23 protein-coding genes are annotated in these 26,952 nt (G+C 71.9%); 20 read left to right on the top strand and 3 right to left on the bottom strand.

From position 1 onward, the window contains the following. Window positions 1–7 precede the first annotated feature (7 nt). Window positions 8–496: a DUF2004 domain-containing protein gene (locus GQQ93_RS09415; protein ID WP_157423992.1), complete on the top strand. Its 489-nt coding sequence runs from the start codon at window positions 8–10 to the stop codon at window positions 494–496. Between the two features lie 96 nt (window positions 497–592). After that, a complete protein-coding gene (gene ffh, locus GQQ93_RS09420; RefSeq protein WP_157423993.1) occupies window positions 593–2,176 on the top strand; it encodes a signal recognition particle protein in 1,584 nt (527 codons plus the stop codon). 41 nt (window positions 2,177–2,217) lie between these two features. On the opposite strand, the gene GQQ93_RS09425 is transcribed toward ffh, so the two are convergent. Next, a complete protein-coding gene (locus GQQ93_RS09425; RefSeq protein ID WP_157423994.1) occupies window positions 2,218–3,387 on the bottom strand; it encodes a glutamate--cysteine ligase in 1,170 nt (389 codons plus the stop codon). Window positions 3,388–3,556: 169 nt separating this feature from the next. Here GQQ93_RS09425 and GQQ93_RS09430 point away from each other — a divergent pair, with 169 nt between their 5' ends. From GQQ93_RS09430 to GQQ93_RS09485, 12 genes are all read left to right on the top strand, one after another. Continuing rightward, window positions 3,557–4,222 carry a GntR family transcriptional regulator gene (locus GQQ93_RS09430; protein ID WP_246192248.1) on the top strand — a complete coding sequence of 222 codons (666 nt, stop codon included), beginning with the start codon at window positions 3,557–3,559 and terminating at the stop codon, window positions 4,220–4,222. Between the two features lie 159 nt (window positions 4,223–4,381). Continuing rightward, window positions 4,382–5,566, top strand: coding sequence for a branched-chain amino acid ABC transporter substrate-binding protein (locus tag GQQ93_RS09435; RefSeq protein ID WP_157423995.1), 1,185 nt, complete (start codon window positions 4,382–4,384; stop codon window positions 5,564–5,566). Between the two features lie 66 nt (window positions 5,567–5,632). After that, the gene (locus GQQ93_RS09440; RefSeq protein ID WP_212277312.1) at window positions 5,633–6,520 is read left to right on the top strand and encodes a branched-chain amino acid ABC transporter permease; all 888 of its coding nucleotides are present in this window, start codon (window positions 5,633–5,635) and stop codon (window positions 6,518–6,520) included. Window position 6,521: 1 nt separating this feature from the next. Continuing rightward, window positions 6,522–7,733, top strand: a complete 1,212-nt coding sequence (locus GQQ93_RS09445) for a branched-chain amino acid ABC transporter permease (RefSeq protein ID WP_246192250.1) — start codon at window positions 6,522–6,524, stop codon at window positions 7,731–7,733. Further along, window positions 7,730–8,701 (top strand): ABC transporter ATP-binding protein, encoded by a 972-nt coding sequence (locus tag GQQ93_RS09450; RefSeq protein ID WP_157423997.1) that lies wholly within the window; start codon window positions 7,730–7,732, stop codon window positions 8,699–8,701. Before GQQ93_RS09445 ends, GQQ93_RS09450 begins: the two co-directional genes overlap by 4 nt. Beyond that, entirely contained in the window at window positions 8,698–9,408 is a 711-nt protein-coding gene (locus GQQ93_RS09455; protein WP_157423998.1) for an ABC transporter ATP-binding protein, read from the top strand. Before GQQ93_RS09450 ends, GQQ93_RS09455 begins: the two co-directional genes overlap by 4 nt. 25 nt (window positions 9,409–9,433) lie before the next feature. Beyond that, a complete protein-coding gene (locus GQQ93_RS09460; protein WP_157423999.1) occupies window positions 9,434–10,591 on the top strand; it encodes an NAD(P)/FAD-dependent oxidoreductase in 1,158 nt (385 codons plus the stop codon). Continuing rightward, the gene (locus GQQ93_RS09465; protein WP_157424000.1) at window positions 10,588–10,902 is read left to right on the top strand and encodes a 2Fe-2S iron-sulfur cluster-binding protein; all 315 of its coding nucleotides are present in this window, start codon (window positions 10,588–10,590) and stop codon (window positions 10,900–10,902) included. The genes GQQ93_RS09460 and GQQ93_RS09465 overlap by 4 nt, the downstream gene beginning before the upstream one ends. Then, window positions 10,899–12,356, top strand: coding sequence for an FAD-dependent oxidoreductase (locus GQQ93_RS09470; protein WP_157424001.1), 1,458 nt, complete (start codon window positions 10,899–10,901; stop codon window positions 12,354–12,356). The genes GQQ93_RS09465 and GQQ93_RS09470 overlap by 4 nt, the downstream gene beginning before the upstream one ends. 122 nt (window positions 12,357–12,478) lie before the next feature. Continuing rightward, window positions 12,479–13,411, top strand: coding sequence for a dihydrodipicolinate synthase family protein (locus GQQ93_RS09475; protein ID WP_157424002.1), 933 nt, complete (start codon window positions 12,479–12,481; stop codon window positions 13,409–13,411). Beyond that, window positions 13,411–14,412, top strand: a complete 1,002-nt coding sequence (locus GQQ93_RS09480; RefSeq protein ID WP_157424003.1) for a proline racemase family protein — start codon at window positions 13,411–13,413, stop codon at window positions 14,410–14,412. Before GQQ93_RS09475 ends, GQQ93_RS09480 begins: the two co-directional genes overlap by 1 nt. 49 nt (window positions 14,413–14,461) lie before the next feature. After that, window positions 14,462–15,955 (top strand): aldehyde dehydrogenase (NADP(+)), encoded by a 1,494-nt coding sequence (locus GQQ93_RS09485; protein ID WP_157424004.1) that lies wholly within the window; start codon window positions 14,462–14,464, stop codon window positions 15,953–15,955. 182 nt (window positions 15,956–16,137) lie between these two features. On the opposite strand, the gene GQQ93_RS09490 is transcribed toward GQQ93_RS09485, so the two are convergent. Beyond that, complete coding sequence (locus tag GQQ93_RS09490) at window positions 16,138–17,121, bottom strand: proline racemase family protein (protein WP_157424005.1); 984 nt, start codon at window positions 17,119–17,121, stop codon at window positions 16,138–16,140. Further along, window positions 17,121–18,059, bottom strand: coding sequence for an ornithine cyclodeaminase family protein (locus GQQ93_RS09495; RefSeq protein ID WP_157424006.1), 939 nt, complete (start codon window positions 18,057–18,059; stop codon window positions 17,121–17,123). The genes GQQ93_RS09490 and GQQ93_RS09495 overlap by 1 nt, the downstream gene beginning before the upstream one ends. Window positions 18,060–18,239: 180 nt before the next feature. Here GQQ93_RS09495 and GQQ93_RS09500 point away from each other — a divergent pair, with 180 nt between their 5' ends. The 6 genes from GQQ93_RS09500 to GQQ93_RS09525 all read left to right on the top strand — a co-directional run bounded on the left by GQQ93_RS09500 (window position 18,240) and on the right by GQQ93_RS09525 (window position 26,844). Then, complete coding sequence (locus tag GQQ93_RS09500; protein ID WP_157424007.1) at window positions 18,240–20,003, top strand: ABC transporter substrate-binding protein; 1,764 nt, start codon at window positions 18,240–18,242, stop codon at window positions 20,001–20,003. Window positions 20,004–20,206: 203 nt separating this feature from the next. Continuing rightward, the gene (locus tag GQQ93_RS18200; RefSeq protein WP_157424008.1) at window positions 20,207–22,099 is read left to right on the top strand and encodes a dipeptide ABC transporter ATP-binding protein; all 1,893 of its coding nucleotides are present in this window, start codon (window positions 20,207–20,209) and stop codon (window positions 22,097–22,099) included. Beyond that, window positions 22,096–23,076 carry an ABC transporter permease gene (locus GQQ93_RS09510; protein ID WP_157424009.1) on the top strand — a complete coding sequence of 327 codons (981 nt, stop codon included), beginning with the start codon at window positions 22,096–22,098 and terminating at the stop codon, window positions 23,074–23,076. The genes GQQ93_RS18200 and GQQ93_RS09510 overlap by 4 nt, the downstream gene beginning before the upstream one ends. Then, window positions 23,073–24,038, top strand: coding sequence for an ABC transporter permease (locus tag GQQ93_RS09515; protein ID WP_157424010.1), 966 nt, complete (start codon window positions 23,073–23,075; stop codon window positions 24,036–24,038). Before GQQ93_RS09510 ends, GQQ93_RS09515 begins: the two co-directional genes overlap by 4 nt. Continuing rightward, complete coding sequence (locus tag GQQ93_RS09520; protein ID WP_157424011.1) at window positions 24,035–25,363, top strand: alpha/beta fold hydrolase; 1,329 nt, start codon at window positions 24,035–24,037, stop codon at window positions 25,361–25,363. Before GQQ93_RS09515 ends, GQQ93_RS09520 begins: the two co-directional genes overlap by 4 nt. Continuing rightward, window positions 25,360–26,844 carry an aminopeptidase P family protein gene (locus GQQ93_RS09525; RefSeq protein ID WP_246192251.1) on the top strand — a complete coding sequence of 495 codons (1,485 nt, stop codon included), beginning with the start codon at window positions 25,360–25,362 and terminating at the stop codon, window positions 26,842–26,844. The genes GQQ93_RS09520 and GQQ93_RS09525 overlap by 4 nt, the downstream gene beginning before the upstream one ends. Window positions 26,845–26,952: the final 108 nt, after the last annotated feature.

Raw genomic sequence — 26,952 nt, forward strand, 5'->3', positions numbered from 1 at the left:
GCATCCCATGTCGATCGAACACGACTACTTCGGCCTCGTCGGCGACTACTGGTCCGAGACGTTCGAGTACGCCGACCAGCGCGTCGAGGTCGTGCTCGACGCCGACGCCGACCTCGTGTCGCTGCCGTCGCTCGACGTCGCCTCGTCGCTCGTCGGCGAGCTCGAGCTCGTCGACGACGAGCTCCGTCAGGCCTTCGTCAGCCAGCTCGACACCAAGAGCTCGCCGATCGTGCGCTACCTCGACGTCGTGCTCGACCCCGAGCTCGAGCAGGCCGAAGACATCGAGGCGGCGATCGGCCGCGACTCGGGCGACCGGCAGGTCGACGCGCTGCGCTCGCTGAGCCTCGTGCGCGTCGACCTCCGTCCCGACGCCGACGAGCCCGGCGACGCCTTCGCCGAGTTCGAGTACGCGCTCGCCCCCGACGACACCGACGAGCGACTCGTGGCGTCGATCGACCTCGAGCGCGAGATCGTCGACGTCCGTTTCGAAGGCTGAGCGGGCACCCGAGCGCGCCGCGGCGCGCAGACCGGGGGCGCGGTTCGCCCCGGCGAAGCGGAGAGGCATCCGACCTCGCTTAGAATCGAAGGCACCATGGCTACCTTCGGAAACCTGTCTGACCGCCTCGCGGAGACCTTCAAGAACCTCCGCACCAAGGGCAAGCTCTCCGCTTCCGACGTCGACGGCACGGTGCGCGAGATCCGTCGCGCCCTCCTCGACGCCGACGTCTCGCTCGACGTGGTCAAGCAGTTCACCGGGCACGTGCGCGAGCGCGCGCTCGGCGACGAGGTCAACAAGGCGCTGAACCCGGCCCAGCAGGTCGTGCAGATCGTCAACGAGGAGCTCGTCGCGATCCTCGGCGGCCAGCAGCGCCGCCTGCAGTTCGCGAAGAACCCGCCGACGGTGATCATGCTCGCGGGCCTCCAGGGCGCCGGCAAGACGACCCTCGCGGGCAAGCTCGCGAAGCACCTCGCGAAAGAGGGGCACACGCCGCTGCTCGTCGCGAGCGACCTGCAGCGCCCGAACGCGGTCAACCAGCTGCAGGTCGTCGGCGCGCAGGCCGGCGTGCCGGTATTCGCGCCCGAGCCGGGCAACGGCGTCGGCGACCCCGTGAAGGTCGCGAAGGCCGGCGTCGAGCAGGCGCGTCGCGCGCAGCACGACGTCGTCATCATCGACACGGCCGGCCGTCTCGGCGTCGACGCCGAGATGATGAAGCAGGCCTCGAACATCCGCAAGGCGACGAACCCCGACGAAGTGCTCTTCGTCATCGACGCGATGATCGGTCAAGACGCGGTCACGACCGCGAAGGCGTTCCAGGAGGGCGTCGACTTCACCGGCGTCGTGCTCTCGAAGCTCGACGGCGACGCGCGCGGCGGTGCCGCGCTCTCGGTGGCCTCGGTGACGGGCCGGCCCATCATCTTCGCGTCGACCGGTGAGGGCCTCGACGACTTCGAGCCGTTCCACCCCGACCGCATGGCGAGCCGCATCCTCGACCTCGGCGACATCCTCACGCTCATCGAGCAGGCCCAGCAGGCCTTCGACGAAGAAGAGGCGCTGAAGGTCGCCGAGAAGCTCGCGACCGAGCAGTTCACCCTCGACGACTTCCTCGCGCAGATGCAGCAGCTGCGCGGCGCGGGCTCGATCAAGAAGATGCTCGGCATGCTGCCGGGCGCGGGCGGCATGAAGCAGCAGCTCGAGAACTTCGACGAGCGCGAGATCGTGCGCACCGAGGCGATCATCCAGTCGATGACCCCGGCCGAGCGCAAGAACACGAAGCTCCTGAACGGCTCGCGGCGCCTGCGTATCGCGAAGGGCTCCGGCATGACGGTCACCGACGTGAACCAGCTCGTGCAGCGCTTCGAGCAGGCCGCGAAGATGATGAAGACCGTCGCCCGCGGCGGCGTGCCGCAGATCCCCGGCATGGGCCCGATCCCGGGCGCCGGCGGCTACGGCGGCGGCAAGCGCCAGGCCGCGAAGGCGAAGAAGAAGTCGGGCGGTTCGCGCTCGGGCAACCCCGCGAAGCGCGCGGCCGAGAACCAGGCCATCGCGTCCGGCGTGACGCCGGCGGGCCAGGGGCAGGCGGCCTCGGGCTCGGGCTTCGGCCTCGGCGGCGCCAAGAAGGACGCGCCGAGCGAGGCCGACCTGGCGGCGATGCAGAAGCTGCTCGGCGGCCGCTGACCGGCTGAGCCCGCCCGGGTCGGGTGCGCGCGGCGCCGTGTTCAGCCGGCGGATGCTCCGTGGTCGCCGTGCGGCGCGACCCCCTCGCGCAGCTCACGGGCGAGATGCGCGACGACGGCCCTGAGGTCGCCGCCCGCGGCGTTGGCGACGTCGAGCTGGCGCTGAGCGCTCGCGCCCGAGTCGAGGGTCGCCCGTACGCCCTGGAGCTCGACTGCGCAGCCGAGCCGTTCAGCGACCGGGGCGAGGGTCGTGAGGAGCTCCCGCAGGTCGTCGGCGACGGGTTTCTCGGTGCCCGAGACATCCGTGATGACCTCGGCGGCGAGCCCGTATCGCGCCGCGCGCCACTTGTTCTCGCGCACGTACCAGGGCTGCAGCACGGTGAGCGTCTCGCCGTCGTCGAGGCGCGTCGACATCCACTCGACGAGGCACTGCACGAGTGCGCCGATCGCGGCGATCTCGGCCGCGGTCGACACGCCGTCGCAGACGCGCACCTCGACGGTGCCCCAGCGAGGCGAGGGGCGGATGTCCCAACGGACCTCGCTGTGGTCCTCGATGACGCCGGTGCGCACGAGGTCGCCGACGTAGCGCTCGTACGCCGCCCAGTCGGCGAGCGGGTAGGGCAGTCCAGCCGTGGGCAGCTGCTGGAACATGAGCGCGCGGTTCGAGGCGTAGCCGGTGTCGACACCGGCCCAGAACGGACTCGAGGCGCTGAGCGCCTGCAGATGAGGAAGGTAGGCGAGCAGCCCGTCGAGGACCGGCAGCGCCTTGTCGCGGTGCTCGAGGCCGACGTGCACGTGCACACCCCAGATCATCATGTTGCGGCCCCACCAGCGGGTGCGCTCGATGAGCTTGTGGTACCTGGGCTTGTCGGTGAGGTGCTGGTCGTACCACTGGCTGAACGGGTGCGATCCGCTGCAGATGAGGTCGTAGTCGCCGAGCCCGTCGATGACCGCGCGCACCTCGGCGAGCTGCTGTTCGAGGTCGCGCACCGCGCCCGCGATCGTCGTGTGCACCCCGCTCACCAGTTCGACGGTGTTCGTCAAGAGCTCGGAGGTGATCGAGGGGTGCTTGCCGCCGGGGCTGCCCGCATCGAGCAGCTCGAGCACCCGATCGCCGATCGAGGCGAGTTCGCCGGTCGCGCGGTCCACGATCGCGATCTCCCATTCGAGGCCGACGGTGGATCGTCGGGAATGCGCGAACTCGATCGGCATGGCGGCCTTCCTCGGGGTCGCGCGCGGGGGGCGGCCCGTGCGCCAATCATCCCACGGGGCACCCCGCCGATCGCCGGTGCGACGCGGGATGACGTCGGCCGGGTTCGCCGGTTCGGACGGCTGACTGGAGTACGATGTGCCGCATGATATCTCGCCAGATCGGTACCCCGTGAGCCCCGAGCCGATGCGGTTGCTCGAGGTGCAGAGCCTGCGCGAACAGGTCGAGCGTACGCTGTCCTCGCGGATCGTGGCGGGCGAGTTCGCACCGGGGGCCGTGCTCACGGTGCCGACGCTCGCCGCCGAGTTCGGGGTCAGCGCGACGCCCGTGCGCGAGGCGATGCTGAACCTCGCCCGGCGCGGGTTCCTGAGCCCGATCCGCAACCGCGGCTTCCGCGTGACCGAGATCTCGCTCGACGAGCTCAGGGAGCTCGGCGAGGTACGGGCGCTGCTCGAGGCCCCGCCGATGCGTCGGCTCGCAGGAAACCTGCCCGACGCGACGGTCGCGCGGCTCGAAGAACTCGCGGCCGAGATCGTCGCCGCGGGCCGTGAGGGCCGGTTCGAGGACTACCTCGAGGCCGACACGGCGTTCCACCTCACCCTGCTCGAGCTCACCGGAAACCGGCACCTCGTTCGGCTCGTGAGCGAGTTGCGGCAGCAGACGCGTCTCGTCGGGCTCGTGAACCTGGCCGAGAGCGATGCGCTCGTGGCCTCCTCGCTCGAGCACACCGAGCTCGTGCGACTGCTCGTGGCGGGCGACGGCGTCGCCGCCGAAGACCTGATGCGCCGCCACGTCGGCCACGTCGCCGGGCTCTGGAGCGGTCAGGACGAGGGCTGACGGGCTGACGCCCGGCACCCGCGGCGAACCGCTTCGATAACGGTTGGGTCGCGGCGCTTGCGAGGCGCCCGCCGAGCAGTAATATGTCACGTATCGCAGAGTGACATGTCACACGTGACGCGCATTCTGATCATGCATCGACGCATCAGAGGAGAGCCCATGTCCCACGGAACCCGGCGCCGCACGCGCACCCTGCAACTCGCCGCCGCCGCGAGCCTGATCCTCGTCACCGCCGGCTGCTCAGGCGGCCTCGGCGGCGACGGCGGCGGAGGCGGCGACGCCGACGGCCCGATCAGCTTCGGCATGCTCGCCCCGTTCTCGGGCAGCGAGTCGGCCTTCGGCGCCTACATGGAGAACGGCGCCCAGCTCGCCGTCGACGAGATCAACGCCGACGGCGGCGTGCTCGGTCGCGAACTCCAGCTCGTCGTCGAAGACGACGCCTGCGACGCCACGACCGCCGTGGCCGGAGCCAACAAGCTCGTCACCGACGGCATCGTCGCCTCGGTCGGCGGGTACTGCTCGGGAGCCACCCTTCCCACGCTCCCGATCTTCGACGAGGCGGGGATCCCCATGGTGATCCCGGCCGCGAACGCCAACTCGCTCGTGGAGGAGGGGCTTCCCGGCGTCTTCCTCATCAACGGCACCGGCACCCAGCAGGCAGCGGCCGCGGTGCAGTACGCCGAGCAGATCGGCGCCACGAGCGTCGCCGCGATCGACGACGCGACCGCGTACTCGGCCGACCTCGCGGCATCCTTCGTCGAGCAGGCCGCCGATGCCGGCCTCGACGTCGCCTTCGAGGCGACCGTCACCCCCGGCGAGAACGACTACTCGGCCGTCGCCACCCAGCTCGCCGATGAACAGCCCCAGCTCATCTACTGGACCGGCTACTACCAGGAGGGCGGACTCATCGCCCGCCAGTCGAGCGACGCCGGCTTCGCCGGAGCGTTCCTCGTGGGCGACGGCTCGGTCGACGCGAAGTTCGCCGAGATCGCCGGAGACGGCTACACCGACAACGTCGTCGGCACCTTCACGCAGACGCCCGACATGATCGAGGGCGCCGACGACTGGATCGCCGACTACACCGAGCTCGCGGGCGCCGCTCCCGGCCCGTACTCGACGCAGTCCTACGACGCCGTGCGCGTCATGGCCCAGGCGATCGAGGACGCGGGCAGCACCGAGTTCGACGACGTCGTCGCGGCGCTCGAGGGCCTCGACGGATTCGAGACCTTCGCCGGCCCCCTCACCTTCACCGAGAGCCACACGCTCTCGGGCGGCGGCTTCGTGATCGTCTCGATCGACCCGGCGACCGGCGCATTCGTCCTGAAGGACGACCTCCAGGGATGAACCGACGGGGTGCGGGCCAGAAGCCCGCACCCCGCACCGGCCCTCGGAAGGAGCCGCACCACCGTGATGCAACTCATCTGGAACGGGATCATCGTCGGGTCGTTCTACGCGCTCGTCGCGCTCGGCTACAGCATGGTCTACGGAATCATCAAGCTGCTGAACTTCGCCCACGGCGACATCTACATGCTCGGCGCCTTCGTCGGGTTCTTCACCCTCAGCTCGTTCGGCATCTCCAACGAGACGTCCATCCCGCTGCTGCTCGTCGTGCTGCTGCTCTCGATGGTCACGACCGGGCTCATCGGCGTCGGCATCGAACGGATCGCCTACCGGCCGTTGCGGCGGAGTCCGCGCCTCGCGGTGCTGATCACCGCGATCGGCGTCTCGTTCACCCTCGAGTACGGCGTGCGCCAGATCTTCGGTCCGAACCCCGAGGCGTTCCCGATCCGGCTCGAGTCGAGCGGGTTCGAGGTGGCCGGCGTCCGCGTGACCGCCTCGCAGCTCGTGCTCGTCATCATCGCCGCCGCCCTCATGCTCGTGCTCGCGCACATCGTCGAACGCACCCGCCAGGGTCGCGCGATGCGCGCGATCGCCCTCGACCCGCAGGGCGCGCAGCTCATGGGCGTGAACGTCGACCGCGTGATCTCGACGGTCTTCTTCATCGGTTCGGCGCTCGCGGGCGCCGCCGGTGTCATGGCCGGGGCGTACTACGGGTCGATCGACTTCCTGATGGGCTTCATCATCGGGTTGAAGGCCTTCACGGCCGCCGTCATCGGCGGCATCGGCAATCTCTACGGCGCCATGCTCGGCGGGCTGCTGCTCGGCCTGCTCGAGTCCTTCGGCGCCGCCTGGTTCGGCGGGGAGTGGCGCGACGTGTTCTCGTTCGCGTTCCTCATCCTCTTCCTGACCTTCAAACCGACGGGCCTGCTCGGTGCCCGTGTCGTCGAGAGGATGTGACGTGGCCCGCGATCTCGCCGCCGCGCTGAAGCACGCGCCGCTGCGCGCCCCGGCGCCCCTGTTCGACCGCCCCGCGGCACCCCGCGGCATCCTCGACTCGCAACGCGGCTTCATGCGCGCCCTCGGTGCGCTCTGCGTCGTGCTCGTCGCGATCCTCCCCTTCGTCGACGCCTCGCGGTACACGATCTCGATCGCGACGAGCGCGCTCATCTACGTCATGCTGTGCATGGGCCTCAACGTCGTCGTCGGGTACGCCGGGCTGCTCGACCTCGGGTACATCGCGTTCTTCGCCGTCGGGGCCTACGTCTCGGGCATCTTCACGACGGTGCTCGGATTCCCGATGTGGCTCGCGCTGCCCGCCACGATCCTCGCGTGCATCCTCGCCGGCATCATCATCGGTGCTCCGACGCTGCGACTGCGCAGCGACTACCTCGCGATCGTGACGCTCGGCTTCGGCGAGATCATCCGCATCACGGCGAACAACCTCGAGGTGACCGGCGGCCCCTCGGGCATCCACGGCATCCCCACCTGGGAGTTCTTCGGATGGAGCTTCGCCGACGGCTTCACGATCGGCGGCATCGAGTTCCCCGAGCGCGTGGTGTTCTACTACTTCGTCGCCCTCGTCGTCATCGTGGTCGGCGTGATCGGCGCGGGGCGGCTCGGCAAGGGCAAGCTCGGCCGGGCGTGGAAGGCGGTGCGCGACGACGAGGACGCCGCCGAGGCGATGGGCATCAACACCTACGTCGCGAAGATCTCGGCCTACATCATCGGCGCCGTCTGGGCGGGCATGGCGGGGCAGCTCATGGCGACCCACCTCTCGGCGATCAGCCCGAACAGCTTCCAGTTCCTCTACTCGACGCTCATCCTCATGGCCGTCGTGCTCGGCGGCATGGGCTCGACCCCCGGCGTCATCATCGGCGCGCTCTTCGTGTCGCTCGCCCCCGAGCTGCTGCGCGACTTCGCCGAATGGCGCTACCTCATCTTCGGCGTGCTGCTCGTCGTGGTCATGCTGTTCCGTCCGGCCGGGCTCTGGCCCGCGACGGCCGTGCTGCCGTGGCTCAAGAAGCGACGACCGCAGCCGCCGCCGTTCACCGCGGCGATCGGCGCGGTCGACGAGGCCGCGAGCACGGGCGGCGACGCCGTCGAACCGAGCGTCATGGAGTCGGTCGACGGACTGCCGGCGACCGACGCGGAAGAGGGGAGGCGCGGATGAGCGCGTTGCTCGAGGTCACCGATCTCACCCTGCGATTCGGCGGCGTGAAGGCCGTCGACGGATTGAGCTTCGAGGTCCGCGAGGGCGAGATCCTCGCCGTCATCGGGCCGAACGGCGCCGGCAAGACGAGCGCGTTCAACTGCATCTCGGGGTTCTACCTGCCGACGTCGGGCTCGGTGGTGTTCCAGGGACGGAGCATCGTGCGCGAGGTGCCGCGGCTGTGGCACTCGCTGCGACTCGTGCACCTCCTGCAGAGCTTCGGCTTCTACCGGGTGCTGCCCTCGCGGGTCACGAAGTGGGGGATGGCCCGCACCTTCCAGAACCTGCGCCTGTTCCGCGAGCTGTCGGTGCTCGACAACGTCAAGACGGCGATGCACGCGAACCTGCGCGAGGGATTCTGGTCGACCCTGCTCCACACCCCCGGGTACCGCCGCGCCGAGGCCGCGTGCGCCCGCGAGGCGCGCGGCTGGCTCGACTTCGTCGGCTTCGACGACGACGAGGAGCTCTACGTCGGGCAGCTGCCCTACGGCGAGCAGCGTCGGGTCGAGATCGCCCGGGCGCTCGCGACGAGCCCGAAGCTGCTCCTCCTCGACGAGCCGGCGGCCGGCCTCAACTTCAACGAGAAGCAGGCGCTCATGGCGCTCATCAGGAAGGTCAGGGACCTCGGGGTCGCCGTCGTCCTGATCGAGCACGACATGGGCATGGTGATGGAGCTCGCCGAGCGGATCGTCGTGCTCAACTACGGCCGCGAGATCGCCGACGGCACCCCAGAGGAGATCAAGGCCGACCCGCTCGTCATCGAGGCCTATCTCGGCGTCGACGACGACGGCGCGGCCGTCGACGACACGCGCCTGCGGACGGGCGCCGTCTCGGCCGACGCCATCGCGGCGGCCATCGGAGACGGGGCGGGCGGGGCATCCACACCGCTGCCGGGAACCCGCGCAGATCAGGAAGGCGACGTACGATGACGACCCTCGAAGTGGCCGATGTCGAGGTCTACTACGGCCGGGTGCACGCCCTGCGCAAGCTGAGCTTCACCGTGGGCGAGGGTGAGATCGTGTGCCTGCTCGGCAACAACGGCGCCGGCAAGTCGACCACCATGAACCTCCTGTCCGGGCTCGTCCGGCCGAAGTCCGGCCGGGTGACGTGGGACGGCATGGACCTCGCGACCGCCAAGCCGTGGGACATCGTCGCCTCGGGGCTCATCCACGTGCCCGAGGGCCGGCGCATCTTCTCGACCATGACGGTGCACGAGAACCTGCTGCTCGGCGGCTACACGGTGCGCGACCGCCGCGCCGTCGACGAACGCATCGAGCGCGTCTACGAGCTCATGCCCCGACTCGCCGAGCGTCGCAGGCAGCAGGGCGGCACGCTGTCGGGCGGCGAGCAGCAGATGGTCGCCATCGGCCGCGCCATCGTCGGGGGACCGAAGCTGCTGCTGCTCGACGAGCCCTCGATGGGGCTCGCCCCGCTCGTCGTCAAGCAGGTCATGGAGATCGTCGCCGCGATCAACGCGCAGGGCACGACCGTGCTGCTCGTCGAGCAGAACGCGCGGGCGGCGCTGAAGATCGCGCACCGCGCCTACGTCGTCGAGACGGGGAGCACCACGCTCTCGGGGCCCGCCGCGGAGCTCGCCCGCGACGCCCGCGTCGTCGAGGCGTATCTGGGATCCTGAGACGGAAGAGCACGGAAGGACAGCGATGCGGATCGCAGTGATCGGGGCGGGCGTCGTCGGCGCAGCGTGCGCCCTCGAACTCGCCGAGCGGGGCGCCGAGGTGGTGCTCGTCGACCGGGTGGGCATCGCCGCAGAGACCTCGAGCCGATGCGAGGGCAACCTCCTCGTCAGCGACAAGGCGCCGGGGCCCGAGGCCGACCTCGCCATCCACTCCAACGCACGCTGGCGCGCGCTGGCAGATCGGCTCGACGCCGAGCGCACCGGCGGCCAGCCCGAGACCGAGTTTGAGGCGAAGGGCGGCGTGGTGGTGGCGTTCCCCGGCGGCGAGGAGGCGCTCCGGCGCTTCGCGGCGGCCCAGCGGGGCATCGGCATCCGGGCGGAGGAGCTCGACGCCGAGCGGCTGCTCGCGGCCGAGCCGCACCTCTCGCCCGAGGTCGCCCTCGCGATCCACTACCCCGACGACGCCCAGTTGCAGCCCTCGAACACGACCCAGGCGCTCGCCGCCGCGGCCGTCCGGCATGGCGCCCGCCTCGTCGTCGCCGAAGTGACCGGCTCCCGTGCGGAGGCCGGGCGCATCGCGGCGATCGAGACGACGGCCGGGGCGATCGAGGTCGACGCCGTCGTCAACTGCGCCGGTCCCTGGGCGGGCGAGCTCGGCCGCCGTCTCGGTGCGCCGCTCGACATCCGACCGCGCCGCGGCGTCATCCTCGTGACGACCCCGATGCCCCAGCGGGTCTTCCACAAGGTCTACGACGCCGATTACGTCGGCGCCGTCGGTTCGGGGGATGCCGCGTTGCAGACCTCGACCGTCGTCGAATCGACCCCCGGCGGCACCGTGCTCATCGGGTCGAGCCGGGAACGCGTGGGCTTCGACGAGCACCCCGGGGTCGACCCGGTGCGCGCGATCGCGGCCAAGGCGACCCGCCTCTTCCCCTTCCTCGAGGAGACCATCCTGCTGCGCAGCTACTTCGGGTTCCGCCCGTACGCCCCCGACCATCTGCCCGTGATCGGCGAGGACCCGCGCGTCGGCGGCCTGTTCCATGCCACCGGTCACGAGGGCGCCGGCATCGGTCTCGCCCCGGCGACGGCCGAGCTCGTCGCCCACGCCGTGCTCGGCGCACCGACGTCGCTCGACCCCGTGCCGTTCCTGCCCGGGCGCCCGGGGATCGGGGTGGCCGCGTGAGCGGGGCGCGCGGCGCGACCGCCGCGCACGGCTCGTCCGGCGCGCACGGCTCGTCCGGCGCGCACGGCTCCGTCGAGATCCTCGTCGAGGGCGAGACCGTCGCCGGGCGCGCGGGCCAGACGATCGCGGGCGTGCTGCTGGGCTCGGGCCGGGTCGCCTGGCGCGGCGCCCAGCAGGGCGAGCGCGGCGTGTTCTGCGGCATCGGGGTCTGCCACGACTGCCTCGTCACGGTCAACGGCGTCGAGGGCGTGCGCGCCTGCCAACGGGAGGCCGTCCACGGCGACCGCGTCGAACGCGAGGTGCGCGGATGACCCGCGTCGCCGTCCTCGGCGCCGGGCCCGCGGGACTCGCCGCAGCCGAGGCCGCGCTCGCGGCGGGCGCGCAGGTCACCGTGCTCGACGAGGGGGCTCGCCCGGGCGGGCAGTTCTGGCGCCACCGTCCCGGTCTGACCGATCCGCGCATGCAGCACGGGGTGCGCCGGTTCGAGCAGCTGCAGTCGGCGCTCGCCGGCGCCGTGGTGCATTCGGGCGCCGCCGTGTGGTCGGTCGAGCTCCGCGAGCCCGGCGAGAGGGGCGGCGCCGTGGTACTCCGCGCCGCAGTCGGCCCGGCCGACGGTGCCCGCCGCGAGGCGGTCGTCGTCGAGGCCGATGCGCTCGTCATCGCGACGGGCGCCCACGACCTCGCGCTGCCGATTCCGGGATGGACGCTGCCAGGGGTGACCACCGCCGGCGCGGCCCAGGCCCTGGCGAAGCGCGACGGCGTCTCCGTCGGGCGGCGCACCCTCGTGGCCGGCGCGGGGCCGTTCCTGCTGCCCGTCGCCCAGTCGCTGGCGCTCGTCGGCTCGACGGTCGTCGGCGTGCACGAGGCATCCCGCATCGGCGCACTCGCCGGCGGCTGGCTGCCGAAGCCGTGGCAGCTCCTCGGCAAGTCGGCCGAGCTCGCGCAGTACGCGGGCGCGCTCGCGCGCCACCGCATCCCGTACCGCATCGGCAGCGGGGTCGTGCGCGTGCTCGGAGACGAGCGGGTCGAGGGCGCGGTCGTCGCGCAGCTCGATGCCGACTGGCGGCCGCGGCCCGGCACCGAGCGCGTCATCGAGTGCGACGCCGTCGCGCTCGGGCACGGGTTCACGCCGCGGCTCGAGGCCGCCGTCATGCTCGGCTGCGAGGTGACCGGCGATCGGCGCGGGCGTTTCGTCGTCGTCGACGACGGGCAGCGCACGACGCAGCCGCGGGTCTTCGCCGCCGGCGAGGTGACGGGCATCGGCGGCGCCGACGCCGCGCTCGCCGAGGGCGCGATCGCAGGCTATCGTGCGGCCGGGCTCGCGCAGGACGACGAGCGGCTGCACGCCGCACTCCGCGTGCGCGATCGGATGCGCCGCTTCGCGCGGCGACTCGAGACGGCGCACGGCATCCGGCCGGGCTGGACGGCGTGGCTCGACGACGACACGATCATCTGCCGCTGCGAGGCGGTCGCGAAGCGCGCGATCGTCGAACGTGCCGAGGTGCCGCTGCGGGCGATGCGCCTCGCCACGCGGGCCGGGCTCGGGCCCTGCCAGGCGCGTACCTGCGGGCGCGCGGTCGAGGCGATCGTCGCCGAGGCTCGCGTGTCGGCGACCGGGGTCACCGCGGCGGGGCAGGCGGTCGACGGTTCGGATTCCGCGGCGCCGGGCGGCGGAGACCTCGGCTTCGAACGCCGGCCGTTGCTCGCTCCGGTGCGGCTCGGTGAACTCGGCGGCGCGGATCGGCCGACGTGCGGGGAGAATTGACAAGAAACCGCACAACTCCTCGTAGTGCGTGATATATTACACATTACTTGAGGTCGAGGATGTCCCGTCGACGCCCCGAGACCCACCAGACCCGCATCGAGACCGACAGGATGGAAACCCCGATGACCGAGAAGAACATGGACCTGGGCGGTGTCGTCGTCGCCACCACCCTCGCCTTCCGCGAGGACGCCGCAGCGCCCGCCGGGCTCGCCGTCGACTACGACAAGTTCGGCGAGCACGTCGACTTCCTCATGTCGAACGGCTGCCGCGGCGTCGGCCCGAACGGCTCGCTCGGCGAGTACTCCTCGCTCACCGACGAGGAGCGCCGCAAGGTGATCCAGGTCGCCGTCGAGGCGGTCGACGGCCGCGGCATCGTGATCGCGGGCGTCCACGGCGTCGGCAGCCACCAGGCGCGCAAGTGGGCCGAGATCTCGCAGGAGGACGGCGCCGACGGCGTGCTCCTGCTGCCGCCGACGCTCTACCGGGCCAACGAGGCCGAGGTCATCGCGCACTACCAGGAGGTCGCGAAGGTCGGGCTGCCGATCATGGCCTACAACAACCCCTTCGACACCAAGGTCGACCTCGTGCCCTCGCTCGTCGCGAAGCTCGCCGAGATCCCCGAGGTCGTCGCGATCAAGGAGTTCTCGGGCGATGTCCGCCGGGTCTACGAGATCAAGGAGCTGTGCGACATCGACGTCATCGCCGGTGCCGATGACGTGCTCTTCGAGCTCATGGTGAACGGCGCCGTCGGCTGGTTCGCCGGCTACCCCAACGCCTTCCCGAAGGAGGCCGTCGAGCTCTACAACCTCTGCGCCGACGGCAAGTGGCACGAGGCGAAGGCGCTCTACGAGCAGCTCGTCGCCGTCTTCCGCTGGGATTCGCGCACCGAGTTCGTGCAGGCCATCAAGCTCTCGATGGACATCTGCGGCAACTCGTACGGCGGGCCGACCCGCCCGCCGCGCGGCCCGCTCTCGGCCGAGCAGCACGCGCAGGTCACCGCCGACACCGAGCGTGCCCTCGCTGCGCTCGCGGCACGGCAGCCGGTGCTCGCCTGATGCGCGCGCGCCGGGTTCTGTCCGCCGTCGACTCCCATACCGAGGGCATGCCGACCCGCGTCGTCACCGGCGGGGTCGGCCGGATCCCCGGCGCGACCATGAACGACCGTCGCCTGTACGCCATGGAACACCTCGACGGGCTGCGGGGCCTCCTCATGAACGAGCCCCGCGGCCACGCGTCGATGTCGGGCGCGCTGCTGCAGCCGCCCGCGCGCGACGACGCCGACTGGGGCGTCGTGTTCATCGAGGCGAGCGGCTTCCTGCCGATGTGCGGACACGGCACGATCGGCGTCGCGACGGTGCTCGTCGAGACGGGCATGGTCGAGGTGACCGAACCGGTCACCGAGATCCGGCTCGACGTGCCCGCCGGCCTCGTCATCGCGCGCGTCGCGGTCGAGGGCGGCCGAGCGAAGCACGTCACGATCGAGAACGTGCCGAGCTTCGCCGAGCGGCTGGATGCCTCGATCGAGGTGCCGGGCTACGGCGAGGTGCCGTACTCGATCGCCTTCGGCGGCAACTTCTACGCCCTCGTCGAGCTCGAGGCGGTCGGGCTGCCGTTCGACCGCTCGCGCCAGGACGAGATCCTCAGGGCGGGGCTCGCGATCATGGACGCGATCAACACGCAGGCGCCGCCGCAGCATCCGGTGATCGCCGGCGCGAACCACGTGCACCACGTCGAGTTCATCGCGCCCGGCTCGGACGCCGTCCGCTCCCGGCATGCCATGGCGATCCACCCCGGCTGGTTCGACCGATCGCCCTGCGGCACCGGCACGAGCGCGCGCATGGCCGAGCTCTTCGCCCGCGGCGAGCTCGCCCTCGACACCGACTTCGTCAACGAGTCGTTCATCGGCACCGAGTTCACGGGGCGCCTCGTCCGCGAGACCGAGGTCGGCGGCATCCCCGCCGTCGTCCCGACGATCACGGGCCGCGCGTGGGTGACCGGCCTCGGCCAGTACCTGCTCGACGACGACGACCCGTTCCCCGAGGGATTCGTGTTCTGAGCCATCCCGTCGGCGACGCCATCCGATACGACCAGTTGGAGACCCACGCATGACCACCGAGATCGACCTCGACGACGTCGCCGCGCGCGCCGCGCGCGCCGCGCGACCCTTCGCCGAGACACCGCCGCGCGAGCGCGCCGCCGCACTCGTCGCCGTCGCCGACGCGCTCGACGCGGCATCCGCCGAGCTCATCGCCATCGCGATGCGCGAGACCGGCCTCACCGAGGCGCGCCTCACGGGCGAGGTGCGCCGCACCACCAACCAGCTGCGGCTGTTCGCGGAGGTGATCGTCGACGGCGGCTACCTCGACGCGCGCATCGACGACGCCGACCCCGAGTACGTGATCGGGCCGCGGCCCGACGTGCGGCGCGTGCTCGAGCCCGTGGGCCCGGTGCTGAACTTCGCCGCGTCGAACTTCCCCTTCGCCTTCTCGGTCGCCGGCGGCGACTCGGCCGCGGCGCTCGCGGCCGGGTGCCCCCTCATCGTGAAGGCGCACTCGGGGCATCCCGAGCTCTCGCGGCGCACCGGCGAGGTCGTCGCCGCCGCGCTCGCCGGGGCGGGCATGCCCGACGGCGTCTTCCAGGTGGTCGCGGGGCAGCAGGCGGGGGTCGCGCTCCTGAAGGACGACCGCATCCGCGCCGGCGCCTTCACCGGGTCGACGCATGTGGGGCGGCTCCTCGCCGACGTCGCCGCGTCGCGGCCGCGCCCCATCCCGTTCTTCGGCGAGCTCGGCAGCGTGAACCCCGTCTACGCGACGGCGGGCGCGGTGTCGGAGGACCCCGAACTTCTCCAGGGCTTCCTCGCGTCGGTCTCGGGATCGGCGGGGCAGCTGTGCACCAAGCCCGGCTTCCTCTTCGTGCCGCGCGGGGCCGCGCTCGGCGCCGTCGGCGAGACCGCAGCCACGCTCGCCGAGCACCGCCTGCTGAACCCGGGTATCGGCCGCGCATTCGAGGAGCGCCGCACCGCCGTGCTCGGCGCCCCCGGCGTCACCGTGCTCGCCGAGGGCGCGGTGCGCGTCGACGACGCCGAGCAGCGTTTCGCGACGCCCACCGTGGTCGAGGTCGACCTCGCGACCCTGCGCGAGCACCGCGACGAACTGCTCGAGGAGTCGTTCGGCCCGCTCTCGATCATCGTCCGCTACGACGACGCAGCCGAGTTGCCCGAGGTGCAGCGCGAGCTGTTCCCCGGCAACCTCACCTCGACCCTGCATGCGAGCGACGCCGAGCTCGCGGGCGGCGGTCTCGCCGATCTCGTCGACGCGCTCGCCGAGACGAGCGGCCGCGTGCTGTTCGGCGGCTGGCCGACCGGTGTGTCGGTCACGAGCGCGATGCAGCACGGCGGACCCTACCCGGCGACCACGAGCGACGCGACGAGCGTCGGCACCGCGGCGATCACCCGGTTCCTGCGCGGCGTCGCCTACCAGAACGCGCCGCAGGCGCTGCTGCCCGCGCCGCTCCGCGACGACAACCCCTGGGGGGTGCCGCAGCGGCGCAGCGCCGCGGGCCGTTCGAGCGGGTGGGGGAGTCTCACCGGCGTGCACTGAGCACGGAACACGGCGACGGATGCCGCGGGCGAGGCCCCGGGGCATCCGTCGTCGTCGTTCGTACCCGTGACCCCACCGTTTCAGGAACACGAACGCCGCTCAGGACGGAATCTCGTGGATCGTCCTGAGCGGCGTTCGTGTTCCTGAATCCGTGCGATGCACGAGGCGACGGGCGCGGGCGGTCAGCGCAGGCTGAAGCCCTCGGCGAGCGGGTCGGCCGGATCGAGCTCGAACTCGCAGCGGCCGACGCGGTACGCCTGGCCGGCGACCTCGGGGATCACTCCGGCCTCGGTGCGCTCGGCGACCCGGGCGAGGAAGCGGGTGCCGATGATGGAGTCGTGCGTCAGCGTCTCGCCGTCGGCGAGCTCGCCCGTGTGCGCGAGGAGGGCGACGCGCGAGGCGGTGCCCGAGCCGCAGGGGCTGCGGTCGACCTCGCCGTCGGCGAAGACCGTCACGTTGCGTTGCCACGGGCCCGACTCGGTGCGGCCGAGCTCGTCGACGAGGATCGTGCCGTAGACGCCCGAGAGGCGGTCGTCGTCGAGTCGCGCCGCGGGGTGGTCGTTCAGCGCCCACTTGATCTCGCGACCGAGGCGGATGAGCTCGGTCGTGTCGGCCGGGGCGACCTCGAGCCCGAGCGATGAGGCAGGGAGCGTCGCGTAGACGGCGCCGCCGAAGACGAGGTCGACGAGCACCTCGCCGCGGCTCGTCGAGAGCGGGATCGCCCGCGCGAGGACGCGGGAGGCGACGTTGCGGAACACGACGCCCGTCGTGCGGCCGTGTTCGCGCTGCACCCGCGCCTGCACCCGTCCGCTCGGCACGTCGATCGTGACGACCGCCTCGCCGTCGTCGGGTGCGGCGATGCGACCGCTTGCGACCGCCCAGGCGCCGAGTGCCATCGTGCCGTGCCCGCACGCGGTCGAGAACCCGTCCTTGTGCCAGAACAGCACGCCGAAGTCGGCGCCGTCGTCGTCGGGCGGCGTGATGAAGCCGCCGTACATGTCGTCGTGGCCGCGCGGCTCAAGGCAGAGGAAGCGGCGCACGGCATCCGGTTCGCCGGTCATCGCGTGCACCCGCCGCTCGGCCACGGTCCGGCCCTCGGTCGCGACGCCCTCGACGATCCGGAACGGTTCGCCGGCGGTGTGCCAGTCCTCGGTGCTCCAACGCATCACGCGCCCTCCTCCTCGAGCGCGGCCTGTGCGACCGCGAGGTCCTGCCAGCCCATGCCGCACGTCTTCACGACCCGCGGACGATCCCGCGCCACGGCGACGTCCCCGGTCGCGATCCGCGCCATCGGCACGACGTCGCCGGGGGAGAGGTGCCCCTCCGCGACGGCCAGGATCACATCCCCGGCCTCCGTGCGCGCCACCCGATCGGTCTCCACGATCACCTGCGCGCGCCCGAGGAGCGCGCCGGGCAGCTCGCGCGCGTCGCGCTCGTGCGAGCCGACCGCGACGAGCGCGGTGCCCTCGCGCACGAGGGCGGCGTCGAAGAGGGGTTCGCGCGCGGTCGTCGCGCACACCACGAGGTCGGCGTCGGCGACGTCGGCGGCGGTGCCGACGGCGACATCGAGGCCGGATGCCGCGAATGCGGCCACCGCGCGTTCGGCCCGCTCCGGATCGCGGCCGACGAAGCGCACCCGCTCGATCGGGCGGATGGCGCGCATCGCCTCGACGTGGCGGACGCCCTGTGGGCCGGTGCCGAACACGACGACGCTCGACGCGTCGGGCTCGGCCACGAGGTCGAGCATCGCGGCCGACATGGCGGGGGTGCGCAGGTTCGTGAGCTCGGTGCCGTCGAGGAGGGCGACGGGCGAGAGGGTCTCGGCGTCGAGCACGATGTAGACGGCCTGGATGCGCTCGAGGCCCCGCTCGGGGTTCGCGGGAGCGACGGTCGCGAGCTTCTGCCCGGCGTAGCGCCCGAGGTCGGCCGGCATCAGCAGGAGCTGCCCGTGCCGGACGTCGACGATCGATCGCGGCGGATCGTCGTCGGGATCGAACCCGGCTCGGAGCGCATGCTGGAGGGCTCGGATGGCGCGGGGGAGGTCGACGCGGGCGCGGAGCGCCGCCGCATCGAGGACCCGCATGGCGGCGATGACATCGGTCATATCGACATCCTAGTGCGTGATGTGTAATATGCTACTCATCGCGGATTGTTCGACGAAGCGCGTCCGAGGTTCGCCCGGCCCCTCCCATTTCGGAGGCCGGGCGCGCCGCTGGCCCCCGTCGCAGCCGGCGATCCGCGGTGCTGACCGGTATCGCGGCTCGGATCAACCCGAAGGTGACCGATGTCCCGGAAGCTCCTCGTGCCTGCCACCGCCCTCACCGTCGCCACGGTGTTCGCGCTGGCCGCGTGCGCGCCATCGTCCGACGACGCCGCGGGCGGAGGTGAACCCAAGGCCGGCGGCACGCTCAAGGTGCTCGCGAACGGCGACGTCGACCACCTCGACCCCCAGCTCGTCGCGTACGTGCCCACCTACAACGTCATGCGCTCGATCTCGCGCTCGCTGCTGAGCTATTCGGCGAGCAACGACGCCGCCGAGCGCATCGTGCTGCAGCCCGACCTCGCCGAGGCCGTGCCCGAGCCCAGCGCCGACGGGCTGAGCTACACCATCACCCTGCGTGACGGCATCACCTGGGGCGCCCCCGACGGCGAGCGCGCGATCGTCGCATCCGACGTGGAGCGCGGCATCAAGCGGCTCTGCAACCCGCTCATCTCGGGCGCCCTCGCCGGGTACTTCACCGGTCTGATCGAGGGCATGGCGGAGTTCTGCACCGGCTTCGCCGCCGTCGCCCCCGAGGTCGATCCCATGCGCGAGTACCTCGAGAACACCGACATCTCGGGCATCGAGACGCCCGACGACACCACCGTCGTGTTCACGCTCACGAAGCCCGCGAGCGACTTCCCGTTCATGCTGTCGCTCGATGCGGCCGACCCCGCGCCGATCGAGGCGCTCGACGAGCTGCCCGACTCGCCCGAGTACCGTCGCAGCTTCGTCTCCTCCGGCCCGTACAAGGTCGCCGACTACACGCCGGACGCCAAGCTCGTGCTCGAGCGCAACGAGGCGTGGAACCCCGACAGCGACCCGCTGCGCAAGGCCTACGTCGACTCGATCGAGATGACGATGGGCGTCGAGGGCGACGCCGCGATGCAGCAGCTGCAGGCCGGCTCCGCCGACCTGCTCTTCGACCTCTCGCCGAGCCCCGCGAACATCCAGCAGCTCAAGGCGCAGAACGACGACAAGCTCTCCACCATGGAGAACGGCGGCGTCGACCAGTTCATGTGGATCAACACGAAGTCGCCGAACAACGGCGGCGCGCTCGCCGACCTGAAGCTGCGCCAGGCGCTGCAGTACGCGGTCGACAAGACCGCGGTCGTCCAGACGATGGGCGGCGAGGAGCTCGCCGGCGTCACCAACGGCATCTTCGGGCCCGGCATCCTCGGCTACGAGGAGTACGACCCGTACCCCGCGAACGACGGCAAGGGCGACCCCGAGAAGGCGAAGCAGCTGCTCGCCGAGGCCGGGTTCCCCGACGGCATCACCCTCAAGCTGCCGTACCGCAACGTGGGCACCCAGCCCGACATCGCGCAGACGGTGCAGGCGAGCCTCGAGCGCGCCGGCATCACGGTCGAGCTCACCCCGGTGCCGCCGACCGACTACTACGCGAACTTCATGACGAACCCCGAGAACGCCACGACCGGCGCCTGGGACATCGCGCTCGTCGGATGGTCGCCCGACTGGCAGGGCGGCGCCGCGCGCAGCGTCTTCCAGCCGCAGTTCGTCTTCGATGGCACGCACCAGAGCTACAACTACGTCGACTACAACAGCGACGCGGCCAACGCCCTCGCCGAGCAGGCGCTCGCGGCGACGACCCCCGAGGAGGCCGGCGACCTCTGGCACCAGGTCGACGAGGCGGTCATGGCCGACTCGCCGATGGTGAGCATCGCCTACCGGCTCAAGCCGAACTACCACTCGGAGCGCGTCGGCGGATTCGTCGAGTACGCGCAGAGCCAGAACGGGGACTGGACCAACGTCTGGCTGAACGGCTGACGCAGGTCACGAGTCATCCATGAACCGTGGGGCGGGCCGCCCGGGGGCCCGCCCCCCCCGCGGGGGGCACGGCCCCCCCCACGGCCGGCTCGCGGGGGCGGCACGCGGTGGGGTTCGGGGTGGCTTCTGTAGCTTCTACACCCGCCCGGGGGGGGGGGGGGGGGGGGGGGCCCCCCCCCCCGCTCGGAGGAAAGGACCACGCAATGGCGCTTCTCGAGGTCTCGAATCTCGTCGTCGACATCCCCACCGAGGACGGCACGGTGCACGCCGTGCAGGACGTCTCCTTCACCGTGCACGAGGGCGAGTTCTTCGGCATCGTCGGCGAGTCGGGCTCGGGCAAGTCCGTGATGGTGCAGTCGATCATGGGCCTCGTCGCCGGTGCGCGCACGAGCGGCACCGTCGACTTCCGCGGTCGCAACCTGCTCGCACTCGACGACGAGGCGATGCGCTCGGTGCGCGGCCGTGAGATCGGCATGATCTTCCAGGACCCGCTCTCGAGCCTGCACCCCCAGTACACCGTCGGCTGGCAGATCGTCGAGCAGATCCGGGCGCACGAGAAGATCTCGCAGCAGGCTGCGAAGGCGCGGGCGATCGAGCTGCTCGAACGCGTCCGCATCCCCGACGCCGCGGCGCGGTTCGACGCGTACCCGCACCAGTTCTCGGGCGGGATGCGCCAGCGCGTGATGATCGCGATGGCCCTCTCGCTCGGCCCAGCCCTCATCATCGCCGACGAGCCCACCACCGCGCTCGACTCCACCGTGCAGGCGCAGATCCTCGACCTGCTCGACGAGATGCGGCGCGAGTTCGGGGCGACCGTCGTGATGATCAGCCACGACCTCGGGGTGCTCGCCCGCGTCGCCGACCGCGTCATGGTCATGTATGCGGGGCGGCGCATGGAGCTCGGCGAGAGCGCGAACGTGCTCTGCTCGCCCGCGCACCCCTACACGGCCGGCCTGCTCCGATCCTCCGCGTTCAACCGCGAACCGGGCACCCCGCTCGTGCCGATCGCCGGTCGGCCGCCGAGCCTGCTCGCACCGCCGTCGGGCTGCGCATTCGCCTCCCGATGCCCCGATGCGATGTCGATCTGCTCGGAGCGGCCGCCGCTCCGCCGCTACGACGACGGCACCGAGGTCGCGTGCTGGCTCGAGGGAGAACCCGGCGAACCGCCGGCGCCCGAACTGCCGCCCGCGGTCGAGGCCCGCTCCGACGACCCGGCCGCCGACGCCTCGATCGTCCGCGTCGAGTCGCTGCGGCTCGCGTTCCCGCAGCGGCGCGGCCCGGCCAGCGTCGTGCTCGACGACATCACGCTCGAGGTCCGCCGCGGTGAGACGCTCGGGCTGGTCGGCGAGTCGGGCTGCGGCAAGACGACGCTCGCTCGCGCGATCGCCGGGCTGGTCGCGCCGACCGCGGGCACCGTGACCTTCGACGGGCACGAGCTCTCGACGCTCGGCCGGCGCGAGTGGCGCTCGCTCCGGCGTCGCGTCCAGGTCGTGTTCCAGGATCCGTTCGGCTCGCTCAATCCGCGACGCCGGGTCGGCTCGATCATCGGCGACCCGTTCCGGATCCACGGGCTCGCCTCGGGCGCGGAGCGTCGCGCCGAGGTGCAGGAACTCATGGAACTCGTCGGTCTCAACCCCGAGCACTACAACCGCTTCCCGTCGCAGTTCTCGGGCGGCCAGCGCCAGCGCATCGGCATCGCCCGCGCGATCGCGCTGAAGCCCGAGCTCGTGATCCTCGACGAGCCCGTCTCCGCGCTCGACGTGTCGATCCAGGCGCAGGTGCTGAACCTCCTCGACGAGCTGCAGCGCACGCTCGGGCTCACCTACCTGTTCATCTCGCACGACCTGTCGGTCGTGCGCCATGTCTGCGACCGCATCGCGGTGATGGAGGGCGGACGCATCATCGAACTCGACGACGCGGATCGGCTCTACCGTGACCCGCAGCAGCCGTTCACGAAGCGACTGCTCGCGGCGGCCGCACCCGAGATCCCGCGCACGCCGGCCCGGCGACGGCTCGTTCGCGCCGCCCGGCCCAGGGAGGCGGGACCCGCGCCGGTGCTCCTGCCCGAGCGGGCGATCGAGGGGGCGCGTCGATGAGCCTCTCGACCTCCAAGCCACCGGCGCCGCGGCTCGCGACGCCGAAGACCGCGGCGATCGCAGCGCGCAACGCCGCGGACGTGCAACTGCGCGGTTCCTGGTCGCTGACCTTCGCGCGGCTGCGCCGCGACCCGGCGAGCATCGGCTCGATCGCGGTCATCCTGCTGATCGTCGCCTTCGCGATCGGGGCGCCGCTCGTCGCCGCGTGGACGGGCCACGGCCCGACAGAGCAGTTCCGCGACACCGGGCTCAGCCCGTCCGGAATCCCGGTCGGCCCCTCAGCGGAGTTCCTGCTCGGTGCCGACCAGCTCGGCCGCGACGTGCTCGTCCGACTCGCCTACGGTGCGCAGGTGTCGCTGCTCGTGGGCGTCGTCGCCTCGATCGCCGCCTCGATGATCGGGGTCGTCGTCGGCGTCGTGGCCGGCTTCTTCGGCGGCCCGGTCGACACCGTCCTCAGCCGCATCACCGACCTCGTCATGAGCGTGCCGTTCCTGCTCTGCGCGATCGCGCTCGTCGCGGTGCTCGGGCCGAGCCTGCCGCTCTCGATCGCCGTGATCGTCTTCTTCAGCTGGACGGGCCTCGCCCGGGTCATCCGGGGCCAGGTCATGGCGTTGCGCCACCGCGAGTTCGTCGAGGCGGCGCGCTCGCTCGGTGCCTCGCGCACCTCGATCATGTTCCGCGACATCCTGCCGAACCTCGTCGTGCCGATCATCGTCTACACCACGCTCATGATCCCGTCGGCGATCGTGTTCGAGGCGACGCTCTCCTTCCTCGGACTCGGCATCGTGCCGCCGACGCCGAGCTGGGGCAACATGCTCGCCGATGCGGCGAACGGCTCGCTCTACCTCATCGCGTGGTGGATGGTCGTGGTGCCCGGCGGCGCCCTGCTCGCCCTGACACTCGCATTCAACCTGCTCGGCGACGGCCTGCGCGATGCGCTCGACCCCGCCGCATCGAAGGGGGGCAAGGGCGCATGACCCGCTTCATCCTCTCGCGCGTGGGCTTCGGCCTGCTCGTCCTGTTCCTGCTCAGCGTGTTCGTGTTCGTGCTCTTCTACGTCTCGCCGTCCGACCCCGCCCGCATCATCGCGGGCGACAAGGCGACCGAGGAGCTGATGGCCCAGATCCGGGTGAAACTGGGTCTCGACCAGCCGATCTACGTCCAGTACCTGAACTTCGTCGGCAACCTGCTCCGCGGCGACATCGGTTTCTCGTACCGCTCGGGGCTCCCGGTCTCCGACCTCCTGTACGCGCGCATCCCGGTCACGATGTCGCTCGTGTTCGGCGCCGTCGTGCTGTGGCTCGCAATCGGCATCCCGATCGGCATCGCCTCGGCGAAGCACCCGGGGAGCCTGCGCGACCGCTTCGGGCAGGGCTTCGCCATCGTCGGCATCAGCTTCCCGACCTTCGTGCTCGGCATGATGGCGCTCTTCCTGCTGTACTTCCTGCCGACGAAGGCCGGCGTGACCCTGTTCCCGCCCGGCGGGTACGTGCCGTTCGCACAGGACCCGCTCGGTTGGGCGTGGCACCTGATCCTGCCGTGGACGACGCTCGCGCTCGTCGTCGCGGCGGTGTACGCGCGCCTCACCCGAGGTCAGATGCTCGAGGTGCTCGGCCAGGACTACATCCGCACCGCTCGGGCGAAGGGCCTCACCGAGCGCCGGATCACCTACACGCACGCGTTCCGCAGCGCGATGCCGCCGCTCGTGACGCAGCTCGGCATCGACATCGGCCTCATGCTCGGCGGCGTGATCGTCATCGAGCAGGTGTTCGGCCTGCTCGGCGTCGGCAGTCTCGCCGTGACGAGCGTCGCGATGCAGGACCGCCCCGTCGTGATCGCGATCGTGCTGCTCGGCGGCGTCTTCGTCGTCGTCGCGAACCTCGTCGTCGACCTGCTCTACGCCGTGCTCGACTCCCGCGTGAGGACGGCGGCACGATGAGCGGCTCCGGCTACCTCGTCGGTCGGGACGTCGTCGCCCGCGACCTCTGGACCGACGTCCCGCTCGACTGGGACGACCCCGAGGGCGAGACGATCCGGGTGTTCTCGCGCGAGCTCGTCGACGCCCGACGCGCGCACGAGCGCTTGCCGCTGCTCGTCTACCTGCAGGGCGGACCGGGCGGCAAGTCTCCCCGGCCGACCGGCCGCGACGGCTTCCTCGCGGCCGCGCTCGAGCGGTTCCGCGTGGTGCTGCCCGACCAGAGGGGGACGGGGCGCTCCACACCGCTCGACGGCGAGGCCTTCGCGGGGATGCCGGCGGCCGAGCAGGCCCGCCGGCTCGCCCTGCACCGCGCCGACTCGATCGTGCGCGATCTCGAGGCGGTGCGCACGACCCACTATGGCGGCGAGCGCTGGTGGACGCTCGGCCAGAGCTACGGCGGATTCCTCACGCTCCACTACCTCTCGGTCGCCCCTGAGGCGATCGTCGCCGCGGCGATCGCCGGAGGACTGCCGTCGCTCGACCCCTCGGCCGATGCGGTCTACGCGCGCACCTTCCCGCGCGTCCGCGCGAAGAACCTCCGCTTCGAGCGGAGGTTCCCGCACCTCGGCGAACGCGTCGCCGCGGTGGCCGATCACCTCGCCGCGAGCGACGTCCGGCTGCCCGACGGCGACCGGCTGACGGTGCACCGCCTCCAGACGCTCGGCTTCGACTTCGGCATGGTGGTCGGCTTCGACCGCGTGCACTGGGTGTTCGACGAAGCGTGGGCGGATGCCTCGGAGACGCGCCTGTCCACGACCTTCCTCGCCGAGGCGCAGCAGCTCACGGGCTTCGAGCGCAATCCGCTGTTCATCGCGTTGCAGGAGAGCATCTACGGAGAGGGGCCGACCGGGTGGGCGGCGGAGCGGGCCAGGACCGCCCATCCCGACTTCGACCCCGCGGCGCGGCCGCTGCGCTTCACCGGTGAGATGGTGTTCCCGTGGATGTTCGAGGAGATCCGGGCGCTGCGCGGCTTCCGGCGCGGAGTCGAGCTGCTCGCCGAATCCCGCGTGCCGATCGCGCTCTACGACCTGCCGCGTCTCGCCGCGAACGAGGTGCCCGTCCAGGCGGCCGTCTACCACGACGACATGTACGTCGATGCGGGCCTCTCGCTCGAGACGGCCGCACGCGTCGGCGCCCTCGAAGCGTGGATCACCAATGAGTTCGAGCACGACGGCCTGCACCAGGGCGACGTCGCCGAGCGACTGTTCACCGCCCTCGAGGTGCGCCTCGGCATGGCACCAGCAACGGATGGCCCGCGCACCGCGGGCCGGGAGGAGACCCGATGACCACCAATGACGCCCCCGACGCCGTCGCCGAACTCGCCGCGCCCGCAGCGGCGGCGCCGCCCGCACGATCGATGCCGCAGGCGGCCGAGCCCGATCCGCGCATGCCGCGGCTCGCCGAGGCGACCGGCTTCAGCGAATGGATGCTCCAGGGCTGGGGCGAGGCCGATCGCACGCCCGTCGTCCCGTCGGGCGCCTCAGGCGCCGCCGCTCGGCACCGGGCGCGACTGGGGGAGGCGCTGCCGGGGCGCGTGCTCGCGATCGCCGCGGGCCGGGCGCCCATGCGCGTGAACGACAACGCGTACGAGTTCCGCGCCGACAGCGACTTCCTCTGGCTCGTCGGCGCCGCGATCGACGATGCGGTGCTCGTGCTCGAACCGGTCGCGGGCGGCCACGAGGCGACGCTCTACCTGCCCGCGCCGTTCCGTCCGGGCGACTCCGGCTTCTTCGCGGATCCGCTCCGGGGCGAGCTCTGGGTCGGCCCGATGCCCGGCCTCCGCGAGTACGGCGACGCGCTCGGCGTGCGCACCCGGCGCCTCGAGGAGCTCGAACTGCCCGGCGACGCCCTGCTGGCCGGCACGCCCACCGCGGCCGGCCCCGCCGCTGCGCTCGGCGCCCGCCCCCGCTCGGTGGAGCTCGACCGGGTGCTCGCCGAGCTCCGCATGATCAAGGACGACTGGGAGCTCGCCGAGCTGCGTGCGGCCGTCGACACGACGGTCGACGGGTTCGCCGCGACCGCGCTCGAGATCCCGCAGGCGGTGCGCCTCGGCGGCGAGCGTTGGCTCCAGGGCACCTTCGATCGGCACGCGCGCACCTTCGGGGCCGGGGTGGGCTACGCGTCGATCGTCGGGTCCGGCGCGCACGCGCCCATCCTGCACTGGGTGCGTGCGGAGTGCGAGGTCGACCCCGAGGCCCTGCTGCTGCTCGACCTCGGCGTCGAACGCCGTTCGGGCTACACCGCGGACGTCACGCGCACCCTGCCCGCTTCGGGGCGGTTCGGTACGGCGCAGCGCGAGGTCCACGACCTCGTCGAGCGTTCGCACCGCGCGGGCCTCGCGGCGGTCGGGCCGGGTCGCGACTGGGCCGACTTCCACACGGCCTGCATGGAGGTGCTCGCCCGCGGGCTCGCCGATTGGGGCCTCCTGCCCGTCTCGGTCGACGAGGCGCTCTCGCCGGGCGGGCAGCAGCACCGTCGCTACATCGTGTGCGGGGTCGGGCACCACCTCGGCATCGATGTGCACGACTGCTCGACGGCGAGCCACGCGGCCTACCAGGGGGCGAAGATGCGCCCCGGCATGGTGCTGACCGTCGAGCCGGGGCTCTATTTCCACGCCTTCGACGAGACGCTTCCGCCCGAGCTCCGCGGCGTCGGGGTGCGCCTCGAGGACGACCTCGTGGTCACCGCCGACGGCAGCGAGGTGCTCTCGGCGGGGCTGCCCATCGACGCCGACGGCATCGAGCGCTGGATGGCGGGGCTGCACTGACGCGCCGACGCTGCCCCGGTTCGCGGGCGCCCGCCGAATCTGGCAGAATAGGGGGTTGGATCGCCGCCCGACCCTCTATCAGGCCGTGGTCCGACCATTTCGAGCTTC

This window comes from Agromyces lapidis, from assembly GCF_009749405.1.
Classification (GTDB): Bacteria; Actinomycetota; Actinomycetes; order Actinomycetales; family Microbacteriaceae; genus Agromyces; species Agromyces lapidis.